Origin of the sequence: Neisseria sp. HMSC068C12 (assembly GCF_001814095.1) — a bacterium.
Classification (GTDB): Bacteria; Pseudomonadota; Gammaproteobacteria; order Burkholderiales; family Neisseriaceae; genus Neisseria; species Neisseria perflava.
Genome location: NZ_KV814812.1, coordinates 387,900 through 401,045 on the forward strand (window position 1 = coordinate 387,900; position 13,146 = coordinate 401,045).

The 13,146-nt window shown below is 43.4% G+C and carries 13 protein-coding genes; all 13 read left to right on the forward strand.

Annotated elements, in window-relative coordinates; all coding sequences use genetic code 11:
- The first annotated feature begins 120 nt into the window (after positions 1-120).
- The 13 genes from HMPREF2952_RS06280 to cas2 all read left to right on the forward strand — a co-directional run bounded on the left by HMPREF2952_RS06280 (position 121) and on the right by cas2 (position 12,796).
- Positions 121-2,409: a CRISPR-associated helicase/endonuclease Cas3 gene (locus tag HMPREF2952_RS06280; RefSeq protein WP_070695383.1), complete on the forward strand. Its 2,289-nt coding sequence runs from the start codon at positions 121-123 to the stop codon at positions 2,407-2,409.
- Positions 2,410-2,488: 79 nt separating this feature from the next.
- The gene (locus HMPREF2952_RS06285) at positions 2,489-3,517 is read left to right on the forward strand and encodes a nucleoid-associated protein (protein ID WP_070625752.1); all 1,029 of its coding nucleotides are present in this window, start codon (positions 2,489-2,491) and stop codon (positions 3,515-3,517) included.
- A gap of 1 nt (position 3,518) precedes the next feature.
- Positions 3,519-4,457, forward strand: a complete 939-nt coding sequence (locus HMPREF2952_RS06290; RefSeq protein ID WP_070625750.1) for a GapS4a family protein — start codon at positions 3,519-3,521, stop codon at positions 4,455-4,457.
- Positions 4,458-4,460: 3 nt separating this feature from the next.
- A complete protein-coding gene (locus tag HMPREF2952_RS06295; RefSeq protein WP_070695385.1) occupies positions 4,461-5,594 on the forward strand; it encodes a GapS4b family protein in 1,134 nt (377 codons plus the stop codon).
- 160 nt (positions 5,595-5,754) lie between these two features.
- On the forward strand, positions 5,755-6,432 hold the full coding sequence (gene cas5c, locus HMPREF2952_RS06300) for a type I-C CRISPR-associated protein Cas5c (RefSeq protein ID WP_070625746.1): 678 nt from the start codon (positions 5,755-5,757) through the stop codon (positions 6,430-6,432).
- On the forward strand, positions 6,429-8,213 hold the full coding sequence (gene cas8c / locus HMPREF2952_RS06305) for a type I-C CRISPR-associated protein Cas8c/Csd1 (protein WP_070695386.1): 1,785 nt from the start codon (positions 6,429-6,431) through the stop codon (positions 8,211-8,213). The genes cas5c and cas8c overlap by 4 nt, the downstream gene beginning before the upstream one ends.
- 11 nt (positions 8,214-8,224) lie before the next feature.
- The gene (gene cas7c / locus HMPREF2952_RS06310) at positions 8,225-9,091 is read left to right on the forward strand and encodes a type I-C CRISPR-associated protein Cas7/Csd2 (protein ID WP_070695387.1); all 867 of its coding nucleotides are present in this window, start codon (positions 8,225-8,227) and stop codon (positions 9,089-9,091) included.
- A gap of 16 nt (positions 9,092-9,107) precedes the next feature.
- Positions 9,108-9,764 carry a CRISPR-associated protein Cas4 gene (cas4, locus tag HMPREF2952_RS06315; RefSeq protein WP_070695388.1) on the forward strand — a complete coding sequence of 219 codons (657 nt, stop codon included), beginning with the start codon at positions 9,108-9,110 and terminating at the stop codon, positions 9,762-9,764.
- A gap of 37 nt (positions 9,765-9,801) precedes the next feature.
- Positions 9,802-10,188, forward strand: coding sequence for a hypothetical protein (locus HMPREF2952_RS06320; RefSeq protein WP_070695390.1), 387 nt, complete (start codon positions 9,802-9,804; stop codon positions 10,186-10,188).
- 3 nt (positions 10,189-10,191) lie between these two features.
- Entirely contained in the window at positions 10,192-10,704 is a 513-nt protein-coding gene (locus HMPREF2952_RS06325; RefSeq protein WP_070695393.1) for a hypothetical protein, read from the forward strand.
- Between the two features lie 21 nt (positions 10,705-10,725).
- Positions 10,726-11,349, forward strand: coding sequence for a hypothetical protein (locus HMPREF2952_RS06330; RefSeq protein WP_070695394.1), 624 nt, complete (start codon positions 10,726-10,728; stop codon positions 11,347-11,349).
- A 65-nt stretch (positions 11,350-11,414) separates the two neighbouring features.
- A complete protein-coding gene (cas1c, locus tag HMPREF2952_RS06335) occupies positions 11,415-12,428 on the forward strand; it encodes a type I-C CRISPR-associated endonuclease Cas1c (RefSeq protein ID WP_070695395.1) in 1,014 nt (337 codons plus the stop codon).
- Positions 12,429-12,502: 74 nt separating this feature from the next.
- Positions 12,503-12,796 (forward strand): CRISPR-associated endonuclease Cas2, encoded by a 294-nt coding sequence (gene cas2, locus HMPREF2952_RS06340; RefSeq protein ID WP_049349119.1) that lies wholly within the window; start codon positions 12,503-12,505, stop codon positions 12,794-12,796.
- Positions 12,797-13,146: the final 350 nt, after the last annotated feature.

Here is a 13,146-nt window from a genome sequence, read left to right on the forward strand (position 1 = left end):
AGGTAATAAATGACAATGCCGTCTGAAAAAGTTTCAGACGGCATTTTTTCTATTTACATATTAAATTTAATATCATATTATCATTGCATGATATCAGTTTGAATTTTTTAGAATTTCAATATGAAACCCTTAATTTACTACGCCCATTCCGCGCAAGATAAACTCGGTAATCTCTTACCTTATGAACGTTGGCAAACCTTGCAAAGCCATTTGGTCAATGTTGGGGAAATAGCGGCGGAGTTTGCTCGGGTATTCGGGGCGCAGGAAATTGCCTACCAGACGGGACAGCTTCATGACTTAGGGAAATATTCGGAACCCTTTAATCACCGATTGCATGGTGGCCCATCAGTCGATCATGCTACTGCCGGAGCCAAAGTTGCCATCGAGCGTTGGGGAAATGTTATCGGCAAGCTGATGGCGTTTTGCATTGCGGGGCATCATGCCGGGCTGGCAAATGGAAATGGCGAAGGCGATAACCGCCGCACGTTAAAACAGCGTTTGGCGTTGCAGTTCGGCGCAGATATTCCCACCCTCGATAACCTATGGCAACAAGAAATCAAGCTCCCTCAAAACCTGTCCGCCCCACCACTCAAAGCCGATGCGCATCATCCTTTTTTCTCCTACGCCTTCTTTACCCGAATGCTCTATTCCTGTTTAGTGGATGCCGATTATCTCGATACCGAAGCCTTTTATTTAAACCTAGAAAACAACGCCGTCGAGCGCGGCGGTTATCCCGATTTAAACGCCTTACAACACAATTTCAATCAATTTATCAACGCTTTCCGACGACGTGTCGCCCAAGCTTCAGAGCAAACCGAAGCTGAAAAACGCAATGCCGCCTTAAACCGCCTGCGCAGCGAAATTCTCGATCATGCCGTAGAACAAGCGGCACAACCGCAAGGGCTGTTCACGCTCACCGTGCCGACCGGCGGCGGCAAAACTTTCACTTCCATGGCATTTGCGCTGGAATACGCCAAACGGCACGGTATGCGGCGCGTGATTTACGTCATCCCGTTCACCAGCATCATCGAACAAAATGCCGCTGAATTCCGCAAAGCCTTTGGCGAATTGGGCGAACAAGCCGTGTTGGAACACCACAGCACCTTCGACGATGGCAAACTGCAAAATGAGGCCACCAAAGACAAATTGCGACTTGCCTCGGAAAACTGGGACGCGCCGATTGTCGTGACCACTGCCGTGCAATTCTTTGAATCCCTCTTTGCCGACCGCTCCTCGCGCTGCCGCAAGCTGCACAACATCGCAGGCTCCGTCATCATCCTCGACGAAGCGCAAATGCTGCCGCTCAATCTGTTGCTGCCTATCATGCAAGCCATCAAAGAATTGGCGCAAAACTACCGCTGCAGCGTCGTCATGTGCACCGCCACCCAGCCAGCCGTGCAAGCCGAAAACGGCTTCTATCGCGGCTTTGAAAACGTGCGCGAAATAGCCCCAAAACCGACCGCACTTTTCGACAAACTGCGCCGCACCAGCGTGCAACACATTGGCACACAAACCGACGCCGACCTGCTCGCCAAACTTGGCGAACACCCGCAAATGCTCGTCATCGTCAATAACCGCCGCCACGCCCGCAGCCTCTACGACCAAGCCAAATACCTTGAGGGCACATTCCACCTGACTACCTTAATGTGCGCCAAACACCGTAGCCAAAAGCTCGATGAAATCCGAGGCCGTCTGAAAAACGGCAAACCCTGCCGCGTTATCGCCACCTCCTTAATCGAAGCCGGCGTTGATGTGGATTTTCCGCTGGTGATGCGCGCTGAGGCAGGCTTGGACAGCGTCGCCCAAGCCGCCGGACGCTGCAACCGCGAAGGCAAAAGGCCGTCTGAAAACAGTTTTGTCTGGATATTCGCGCCCGAAGAACAATGGAAAGCCCCTCCAGAACTTGCAGCCCAAGCAGCCGTCATGCGTCTGACCGCCGACAGCTTTTCAGACGATCTCTTATCTACCCAAGCCGTCGCCGCCTACTTCGCCGAGCTTTATCAATTAAAAGGCAGCGAACTGGACAATAAAAAAATCCTGAAAATGCACAACGATGCAGGGCAAAGCCTCGATTTCCCATTCCAAACCATCGCCGACAAGTTCCGCATGATCGAAAGCCATATGCAGCCGCTGATTATTCCGTTCGATGTTGATGCCGAAAACCTCATTAGCAGCCTGCACCACGCCGACCACATTGGCGGACTGCTACGCAAATTGCAACCCTACACCGTCCAAATCCCCGAAAAAGCCCTCGCCGCTTTGTATAAAGCGGGACGTATCGAACCGATTAACGAGAAAAACTTCGGCAAACAGTTTTATACGCTGATTGGACTTGATTTGTATGATGATGTGGCGGGGCTTTCTTGGGAGGATACAGCGTTTTTGAAGGGAGAGAGTTTGGTGTTTTGATTAACTTAACAGCTTTAGAAAAAAAATATTGCATTCTCCTAAAAGTAGGAAGATAATTGACTCGTAATGAAAATTACGAGTGATTGGTGGAGATAAGATAATGACTGAGAAATTTGATTTAAGTGAAGCAAAAGTTGAAAAAGTAATTGTTCATAAAATAGGGAATCAGTTCAGAGATGAAGGTATGCAGTTATCAGATGCTGAACTAGAAAGCCACTCAGCGTTAGATGAACTTTTATTAAAACATTTTCTTCTTCCTGTTTTAAGGAGTGAAAATGAATATACTCTAACTCATGAATCTAATATCAATCTTAATTTAGTTAAGCATTATACATCGCTGATATTTGAAGATAATGAAAATTTCTTTAATGCTTCTTTGGCTATAGCAAAACATTTATATATTTGCTCATCTCACCCAAATATTGGCGGAGGAGAATTTATTGAAATATTATTTACTGGAATAAAATATGCTGAACAATATATTCAGGCTATTGGCTTATTTAGAATTGAGACCAAAAACAGTTATTTAGATATTGAAAATCACAATGGAATCATTGAGATTATTAAACGAGATGGTATTGCTATCGATTCTATTCAAAAAGGCGCTGTAATTTTATCTATTGAAGATATTACTTTTATTATTGATAGCTTAGGAAAGAAAACCAAATATTGGTTAGAGTCATTTATAAAAGCAACTCCTAAAAATACTCCTAAAAAATATACACAAATAATCGGTGGCATTAGTGCTGCAATTTCCAAGAAAATTACGAATCCAGAAAATATTTTGAAATTTTCAGAATCTTTAGCAAATGAAGATTCATTCTCAATTAATCAGTTAAAAAAAATATCTAGTAATTTTCTTCGTGAAGAAGATATTAATTCTATTGTAGATGGATTTGGTATTAAACATGGGGTTGATTTAGATGTGGATTTTTCAGTTGATAAATCAAGACTATCAAAATATATCAAAGTAATATCAAAGAAAATTCCGTTATTAGATGGCATAGAAATTGTGATTTCAAATCCTAATACAAAAATTATGTCATTTGAAGTTCAAAAGACTGATTTTGGTTATAAAGCAATCGTTGATATTAAAGAAGGAAAATAATATGGCAGGTGAAATTTCAAAAAAATCTGGTGATATTGGTGAGAAGATTGCTGAAAAATTGTTAGAGAAAATAGGGTGGAAAGAACAAATTCATAATATTTCGATTGCATGCTCTGATGATAATCATGTAAATAGTTCAGGAAATCAAAAGAAAAGTCATGGAGAGGATATAATATATTTATATGATACTCCATTTCATGATGATACGACGGTTATAGCTCATATTTCTGTTAAACATAAAATGGAAGGATATGGAACTAGTGAGTCTGCTGTTACTAGCGAATTCAGGAGTCATATTAAAGGGCTTGAGGAAATTATTGCATGTGCAAAGTATGATGAAGAATTCAATTCATTGATTGGGCTGACTACCATCAAAAAGAATCGAAAAGATATTGGGATACTGATTTGGTTACATAGTAATAAAAATGAAATTGATCGAAGCATTTTGCCTATTATTGCAAAGTCTAGACCAGATTTAAAGGGCGATACCCCCTATTATATTATAGATAGCGCTAGAGCAAGCTTTCTTTTAAAAGTAATAAATGATTTAGAAAAACGATCTAATAAAGGAGAGTATCAATTTTATTATCCTAAGATCGGAACTTCTATTTCAGTTGAATCAGATAGAAAAGGTCATTTTTTACCTATAGAGTTAATTGTTTCAGATATTATACCAGTTATTGTTTCAGCAGATAGTCAAAATCAATTTTACTTATATAGTAGGGAAAGTTTCAGCGATATAGCGTATAAAAATCTTATGGCCTATGCTTTAAATTTTTCTGCTGGCTTAGTTGCAAAAATTTATATTGGATTTCCTGATTACAATTCGGTCATCAATAAAGATATGGCTAAAATGATTCGTTCTTTATTTAAAGATAGAAGAGAAGAGATCATTCCTTTTTCTTACAATAGTTCAATTTTAGATTTGCTTCAGGAGTAAACAATGGAAAATAAATTAGATCTAAAAGGTTTGATTCCATCTGGAAATGAATTACGAGTTCTTCTCAATAGCAAACATATTTCTGAAGGTGAAATAAATAATACCTTAAAAAATAAAGGTGTATTTTGTGGGAATGGTGATAAAATTTTTTCTGTTCCCCTTCTTGTCGCTACACTGTTAACATCAAATGAATACTCTAATATTATTGATAAATCAATTGCAAGAAATTTAAAGCCTAAAAGTAAAATTTCAAAATTAGAGTTGTCTAATGAAGATGCAAATTGGAAAGAACCTTTAAAAAATTTATTTTCTTCTGATTTTGATATTTTTCAAGATATTCCTAATATTGAAATAAATACTAAACCAAAACTTACATTTATTGGAGCTAATAAAGCTAAAATTCAATACGAGATAAAGAGAAAAGATTTTAGTAAAGATTTTTTGAATAGAGAGCTTGATTTTTCTGGAGAAATTATTATTGAAAAGCAAAATGATGGAATTAGCTTAGAATCTATTTATACTCATACATCTAGTGAGACCGAACTCATAAACCGTAGGCTTGGTATTGCGATCGCGAAAGAACTAAGACAATCAGGTGTTACTAACAGTGATGTAGAAGAGAGAATTACTTTTGATAGTTTTAAAGATATAGAAAGAGTTAAGTTTTTCAAAAGATTAACAGGTGGATTAGGAGAATATTTAAAATTAGATAATGTGAATGAAATAGTTATTAGTAGGGAAGGTTCGAAAACCCTACTACCTAATGATCCTAAAGTCTCTTGGATGAATAACACAGTTACATTAATGAAAATTGATGGAAATAGGCTACATGATATCTTTTTAATGTCAGATGAAATATATTATAAGTATTACTATATTCATAATATGCTTGTAACCTATAAGTATTCTGGTGCTTCAAACTCAGGAACCTTGAAAATATGTTTTTTCTTTAGTTCGTCGTCAAGAAAAAAATTATCATTTGATAAAGATGCTGAACTTACTTTTGTGATAGCAGGATCTAACTATGAAAATCAGCCAACTGCTTCGAGCAGAAAGAATATTGAAAATGATATATCAGAGAAAATTAGAACAATGATTAAAACTGAATATCAGAAGATATTAAGTGAAAGAACATAACTAAATTATAATCTTCTATTTTTTAACATTTAAATATGGTTTATCGAAAATAATTTATAGTATCGTATTCTTAAAATACGTGTATTGAAACTAAAGCTGATAGGTTATCAGTATTAAAAAAATCAGCCGCCTTCGGGCGGCTGTGTGTTAAGGAGTTTGTATGGCAAACCAAATCCGCCTACACATTTGGGGCGATTATGCCTGTTTTACCCGTCCGGAGATGAAGGTGGAGCGGGTGTCTTATGATGTCATCACACCGTCGGCGGCGCGCGGGATTTTGGCGGCGGTGCATTGGAAGCCGGCGATTCGGTGGGTGATAGACAAGATTTATGTGTTGAAGCCGATTCGGTTTGAGTCGGTGCGGCGCAATGAGTTAGGTGGCAAGATTTCGGCGGGCAAGGTCAGCGGCGCGATGAAGCGTAAGAGCGTTGCCGATTTATATACGCTGATTGAAGACGACCGCCAGCAGCGCGCGGCGACGGTGCTCAAAGACGTGGCTTATGTGATTGAAGCTCATGCGGTGCTGACGGCAAAAGCGGGGGCGGATGAGACTGTTACCAAGCATATTGAGATGTTCAAACGCCGTGCGAAAAAAGGGCAATGCTTTCAGCAGCCTTGTTTGGGCGTGCGTGAATTCCCTGCCGATTTTGCGTTGATTGACGAGGGCGAGTCGCTGCCGCCGTCGGCATTATTGGAAAGCGAGGCAAGCCGCGATTTGGGCTGGATGCTGCACGATATTGATTTTGACCACGGCAACACACCACATTTTTTCCGCGCACAAATGAAAGACGGCGTGATTGATGTGCCGCCGTTTTACGCCGAGGAGGTGAAAGCATGATTCTTGCGTCCCTTGCCCGCTATTACCGCCGTTTGGCAGCGGAAACCGATGAAATGGGCAACCCGAAAGTGCCGCCTTATGGCTTTAGCGAGGAAAAAATCGGCTGGATTTTGGTATTGGACAAAGAAGGCCGTCTGAAAACCGTTGTGCCGAATCTGACAGCTGATAAAAAGCCGCAACCGAAGCTGATGAGCGTGCCTCAATCCTTCAAACGCCCAGGTACTACACCCAAGCCATTTTTTCTGTGGGATAAAACTTCTTATGCGCTTGGCGTTGAAGCTAATAAAAACAAAGCCGAAGCGAAAGAAAAACCGTTTACGTCGTCTGAAAAAACCTTTGATGCCTTTAAGCAATACCATCTCGATTTACTGCAAAACAGCGAAGATGAAGGCTTGCAAGCCTTGTGCCGTTTTCTGCAAAACTGGCAGCCTGCACATTTTGCTACCGAAAATCTGCCTGCCGAAATGCTCGATGCCAACATCGCATTTTCTCTTGAAAAACCGACCACACTTATCCATAAACGTGAAGCTGCGCAAACCTTGTGGGCAGGCTGCCTGAAAAGTGACGAAGCGCTTGAGGGCTTGTGCCTGATTAGCGGCGACACTGCCCCGATTGCGCGGCTGCATCCGGCGATTAAAGGCGTATTTGGCGGGCAAAGCTCCGGCGGTTCGATTATCTCGTTTAACAAAGAAGCCTTTGCCTCTTTTGGCAAGGAGCAAGGCGCAAATGCGCCCGTTTCCGAACAATCCGCCTTTGCCTACACCACCGCGCTGAACTATCTGTTGCGCCGCGAAAATAATCACTGCCTGACCATCGGCGACGCCAGCACGGTTTTTTGGGCGGAAGCGGACGATAGCGCTACGGCGCAGGCTGCCGAAGGCTTTTTCGCGCACGTGTTCACGCCGCCGGATGATGAACAAGAAAGCGCCAAAGTTTTCAACGTATTGAAACAAATAAGTAACAAAGGTCGCCCGCTGCAAGAAATTGCGCCCGAACTCTCTCCCAATACCCGTTTTTATATCTTAGGGCTTGCCCCTAATGCCGCGCGGATTTCTGTTCGGTTTTGGCTGGATACGACCTTTGGGCAGTTGGCGGAAAATTTGGCGCAGCATTGGCAAGATTTAGCCATTGAGCCTTGCGCATGGAAAACGCCGCCGTCTATTTGGCGACTCTTATTGCAAACTGCCGTGCTAGGCAAAAGCGAAAATATCTCACCCGTTTTAGCAGGAGAAATGACTCGCGCCGTGATTTGCGGCACGCCGTACCCTTTGAGTTTACTGTCGCAACTGATTACCCGAATCCGTGCCGACGGCGACGTGAACGGCCTGCGCGTGGCAATGATGAAAGCCGTATTGGAGCGGCGTTTTAGAAAAAGTTTTATCGAAGAAGGAGTTCCTATGAGTTTGAACAATGAAAGCCCGAATCGCGCCTATCTTTTAGGGCGGCTGTTTGCCGTGTTGGAGCGCATCCAATATCAGGCGCTGGGCGAATTAAATGCCAGCATCGCCGACCGCTATTACGGCTCTGCCTCCGCCGTGCCGTTTTCCGTTTTTCCGCGCCTTTTGTCGGGTGCAAAACACCATTTATCGCGCCTGCGTAAAGACAAAGCCGGTATGGCTGTGAATTTGGATAAAGATTTGGGCGAAATCATTGCCAAACTGCCCGAAACCTTTCCGCGCCATTTGAGCATTGACGAGCAAGGCCGCTTCGCCATCGGCTATTACCACCAAAAACAAAGTTATTTTGCTAAAAAAGAAACCGCTGAAACCATTGAAAACTAAGGAGCCAGAAAATGTCAGCCATTCAAAACCGCTATGAATTTGTTTACTTTTTTGATGTAACCAACGGCAATCCTAACGGCGATCCTGATGCGGGCAATATGCCGCGTCTTGACCCCGAATCCAGCAAAGGCTTGGTAACTGATGTCTGCCTGAAACGCAAAATCCGTAATTTTGTAGAAATCAGCAGCGAAAACGAAGCCGGTTACGAAATCTACGTCAAAGAAAAAAGTGTGTTGAACCTGCAAAACAAACGCGCTTATGAAGCACTCGGCATTGAATCTGAAGCAAAAAAACTGCCCAAGGACGAAAAAAAAGCGCGCGACATTACCGCCTGGATGTGCAAAAACTTCTTCGATATCCGCACTTTTGGTGCCGTGATGACCACCGAAGTCAATAGCGGACAAGTACGCGGTCCGGTGCAACTGGCGTTCGCCCAATCCATAGACCCGATTGTGCCGCTGGAAGTTTCCATCACCCGCATGGCGGTAACCAACGAAAAAGACTTGGAAAAAGAACGCACCATGGGGCGCAAATACATCGTCCCTTACGCGCTCTACCGCGTGCACGGCTTCATCTCCGCCAACCTTGCCGCCAAAACCGGCTTTTCAGACGACGACTTAGCCAAACTCTGGCAAGCACTGCAACTGATGTTTGAGCACGACCGCTCCGCCGCCCGTGGCGAAATGGCAGCGCGCAAACTGATCGTTTTCAAACACGACAGCGCACTCGGCAGCCAGCCTGCACATAAACTGTTTGACGCCGTGAAAGTCGAACGCGTAAACGGCGAATCGGGTACGCCGGCAAGCGGTTTTGGCGATTACAAAATTTGCGTGGTTTCAGACGGCCTCAATGGCGTGAGTGTGGAAGAGCTGCTTTAAAAAAACACTTAAAAAGATGACCGCACTTTTAACCGAAAGCCAAGGGGAAAATCAGGACACGCGCCTGATTCCCCTTTCCGCCCTGCAACACTACGCTTTCTGCCCGCGCCAATGCGCGTTGATTCATAACGAGCAGGCGTGGGCGGAGAACTATTTGACCGCGCAGGGCAAGGCGCTGCATGAGCGGGTGGATTCGGGCGAGCCGGAAACGCGCAAGGGCGTGCGCTTTGAGCGGACGGTGCATGTGTCGGCAGAGAAATTGGGCATCAGCGGCGTGTTGGATTTGGTGGAAGTGGAAACAAAGACAGGTCGTCTGAAACCCGTGGAATACAAACGCGGCAAGCCCAAACCTGACCCGATGGACGAAATCCAGCTTTGTGCCCAAGGCTTGTGCTTGGAAGAAATGACGGGGCAAACCGTTAACGAAGGCGCGCTGTGGTATATGCAAACCCGCCACCGCGTCCCCGTCGTGTTTTCAGACGACCTGCGCGCCCAAACACTCGCCACCATCGCCACTGTGCGCGAACTCCTAAACAGCGGACAAACCCCGCCGCCCAACTACGGCAAACGCTGCAAAGCCTGTTCGCTGGTGGAGATTTGCCAGCCGGAGTTGCTGGGGAAACGGGATAGGAGTGTGGGGTATGTGGAGGGGTTGTTTGGGGAAGATAAATGAGTAATTATTAGCAATAATTCAACTATGGAGATAAAACATGTCAAAGAACCTATTTTTAGTGCAATATCAAGATCAAAGCTATTGTGATGATACTTCAGAAACTATAGATCAAGTTTATTTGAGTGATGAGCTATATGAAAAAATTCAAAAATATGTAAAACCAAAAGAAATCTTAGAGACTAAGAACTCTACTTATAAAATTTCAATAAGTTATGTTGAAAATAATGACATTACTAATATTGTAAAAAATATATTAATTCCTGCTTGGATTAGAGAAATTGAAAAAGCAGATACAAAATTTATTGATAATAACATAGAAAGAATAATGTCTTCTTCTGGAAATATATCTAATATATTAGATTTGTTAAATTTAAAGCGTAATAATTATAAAGATAATTCTAATGTATTAGTCATGGTAGGGTGAGATATGTGTAATCAAGGCAAAAAAGGTGAAATGCAAGTTACTGAGTTAATATCTCAAATGGGACAGTTAAATAATTCACCAGTAGACTTTGTTAGATATACAACAACTAACACTCCAGATAATGGACATGATATTGGAGTACATCACACTGAAAAAAATTTTGATGAAATGATGGCAATTTCAAATGGCAATTTATCTGAGTTTTCCTCCCCTAAAGAGGATGAAAGCAACAGAATGAAAACAAGGATTGATGTAAAAAATGAAAATAATAAAATAACAAAACCTGTGGCAGAAAAATTTATTGCTGATATTAAGAAGCATCCAGATTGTAAAGGACATCTTTTGTTGGGGGATAATGGTTTAACGAAAGGAGCTGAGAATGTGTTCCATGAAGCTGAAAAAAATTATCCAGATAAGAAAATTGGTTATATATCTAATAAAGGAATACAGAAGCTTAAAAAGGCAACACTTGCTCAGCTACAAAACCAAAACGATAGATACTCTGCTAATTTTTAATATTTATATAAGGAAAAATTTATGACACAAAAAAATGATTTTAAAAATGCTAAGTTTTATGGGAATACACAAATAGTTAATGGTGATGTTCATAATGTACATACTCAAGATGCACCAGATTTAATAAATGAAAAGAAAATAGCTACATACACCCCAGAACCAATTTGGAGAAGTCCCATTACGATGGCTTGGCTGACATGGGCTAGTTTTCTGATTTCTTTAGCAGGGCTATTACCTATCTATAATTATATAGTTAAACCCATATTATATTTAGTAAATGGTAAAACTATAATACAAAGTGAAATAAATAATACTTATATATTTATTTTAATAGCTATTGCTGTATTATTTCTTATCACTATTACATTACGCAGAATTACTAAGTATCAAACTAGATACCCATTAGTTTTTAATTATGCTATTAGCGGTATGGGGCATCGTTTAAGTCTAGAGAAAATTAGTATTTCTCAATGTCCACAGTGCGGTGGAGAAATGAAATATTATAATAAGCCAATCGAGTGGGAGAATATACGTTATTCTGATGGTAGCAAGAAAAGAAGGGTAACAAGAACTACACCAGCATTAGAGTGTAAAAGAAATTGTGAGCATTGGTATAAAGTTGATCCAGCAGAAGATAAAATCTAATTTTTAGCTAGCCCAACTAGCCCGTTGAATCCAAAAAGCACGGTCAAAACCCAAGGAGTTTCCCCATGCGCAAACTGCAAAACACGCTCTACATCACCACCCAAGGCAGCTATCTGCATAAGGAGCGGGAGACGCTGGTGGTGGAGCAGGAGCGCAAGAAGGTGGCGCAGTTGCCGGTGCATTCCATCGGGCATATTTTCTGTTTTGGCAATGTGCTGGTGTCGCCGTTTTTGCTGGGTTTTTGCGGCGAAAATAATGTAAATTTGGCGTTTTTTACCGAAAACGGACGTTTCTTGGGTCGGCTTCAGGGACGGCAGAGCGGCAATGTGCTGTTGCGTCGGGCGCAGTATCGGGTGTCGGAGCAAAATCCCGTGCCGATTGCGCGCAATATCATTGCGGCAAAGATTCAGGCGAGTAAACGGGTGCTTCAACGACAGATTCGCAATTATGGCGAGAATGCGGCGATTCAAAGTACGGTCGATTCTTTGAATATTTCGCTGCGGCAGTTGAAGGGCGCGGCGGAGCTGGACGTGGTGCGCGGTATTGAGGGCGACGCAGCAGCGCGTTATTTCGGCGTATTCGGGAAGCTTTTGAGCGAAAAAAGCGGCTTTTCTTTTGATGGGCGTAACCGCCGCCCGCCCAGAGACGGGGTGAATGCGCTGTTGTCGTTTGTGTACAGCATCTTGGGCAAGGACATCAGCGGTGCGCTGCAAGGCATGGGGCTGGACCCGCAGGTGGGTTTTCTGCACGCCGACCGACCTGGGCGCGACAGTTTGGCGCAGGATATTTTGGAAGAATTCCGCGCATGGTGGGCGGACAGGTTGGTGTTGTCACTGATTAATCGCGGGCAAATCAAACCACAGGATTTTGTTGCCGAGGCAAGCAGTGCGGTAAGCTTAAAAGCCGATGCGCGTAAGCTGTTGTTCCAAGCCTTGCAGGCGAAAAAGCAGGAGAAAATCGTGCATCCGTTTTTAGGCGAAGAAGTAGAAATCGGGCTGCTGCCGTATATTCAGGCAATGCTGTTGGCGCGGCACTTGCGTGGAGATTTGGCGGAATACCCGCCGTTTTTGATGAGATAGGTTTGCAGGCCGTCTGAAAACGGATCGGATATTTTCAGACGGCCTTTAAAGCAGCCTGTATATGGGAATACAAAATGCTAATGCTGATTACTTACGATATTTCGTTGGAAGACGCGGACGGACAGGCAAGGCTACGGCGCGTGGCGAAATTGTGTTTGGACTACGGCGTGCGCGTGCAGTATTCGGTGTTCGAATGCGATATCGCGCCCGATCAGTGGGTTGTTTTAAAGGACAAACTTTTGAAAACCTACAACCCTGAAACTGACAGCCTGCGCTTTTACCATCTGGGCAGCAAATGGCGGCGGAAAGTAGAACATCACGGCGCAAAACCGGCGGTGGATGTGTTTAAGGATACGTTGATTGTGTAAATCGCCAACCTGCGGTTCTCATGAAAATGCGGCAGGGTTGGCGAATTGGGATTGTTCTTTAATAATCAGGATATTGCGAATGCGGGCGTAACGGAAAAGGCTGTGTTATACTCGCGTTCACGCTTTTCTTAGGAGCTTAGCGAAATCGGGGCTGCGAAACCTGATGGAACAAGGCTTTTAAGAGAGGCTCAGCCGCCTTCGGGCGGCTGTGTGTTGAAACCAATCAGCCAAGGCTTGCTCAACGTTTGGGATTAACAGCCGCCTTCGGGCGGCTGTGTGTTGAAACCGACCCACGATTGGGATATGGTATCAATAACCAATCAGCCGCCTTCGGGCGGCTGTGTGTTGAA

What these genes read in the sequence shown, in the direction of transcription:
- cas7c (WP_070695387.1), top strand. Translation starts at nt 8,225, where the DNA reads ATGTCAGCCATTCAAAACCGCTATGAATTTGTTTACTTTTTTGATGTA.
- cas5c (WP_070625746.1), top strand. Translation starts at nt 5,755, where the DNA reads ATGGCAAACCAAATCCGCCTACACATTTGGGGCGATTATGCCTGTTTT.
- cas4 (WP_070695388.1), top strand. Translation starts at nt 9,108, where the DNA reads ATGACCGCACTTTTAACCGAAAGCCAAGGGGAAAATCAGGACACGCGC.
- cas8c (WP_070695386.1), top strand. Translation starts at nt 6,429, where the DNA reads ATGATTCTTGCGTCCCTTGCCCGCTATTACCGCCGTTTGGCAGCGGAA.
- HMPREF2952_RS06290 (WP_070625750.1), top strand. Translation starts at nt 3,519, where the DNA reads ATGGCAGGTGAAATTTCAAAAAAATCTGGTGATATTGGTGAGAAGATT.
- HMPREF2952_RS06295 (WP_070695385.1), top strand. Translation starts at nt 4,461, where the DNA reads ATGGAAAATAAATTAGATCTAAAAGGTTTGATTCCATCTGGAAATGAA.
- HMPREF2952_RS06330 (WP_070695394.1), top strand. Translation starts at nt 10,726, where the DNA reads ATGACACAAAAAAATGATTTTAAAAATGCTAAGTTTTATGGGAATACA.
- HMPREF2952_RS06280 (WP_070695383.1), top strand. Translation starts at nt 121, where the DNA reads ATGAAACCCTTAATTTACTACGCCCATTCCGCGCAAGATAAACTCGGT.
- HMPREF2952_RS06320 (WP_070695390.1), top strand. Translation starts at nt 9,802, where the DNA reads ATGTCAAAGAACCTATTTTTAGTGCAATATCAAGATCAAAGCTATTGT.
- cas2 (WP_049349119.1), top strand. Translation starts at nt 12,503, where the DNA reads ATGCTAATGCTGATTACTTACGATATTTCGTTGGAAGACGCGGACGGA.
- cas1c (WP_070695395.1), top strand. Translation starts at nt 11,415, where the DNA reads ATGCGCAAACTGCAAAACACGCTCTACATCACCACCCAAGGCAGCTAT.
- HMPREF2952_RS06325 (WP_070695393.1), top strand. Translation starts at nt 10,192, where the DNA reads ATGTGTAATCAAGGCAAAAAAGGTGAAATGCAAGTTACTGAGTTAATA.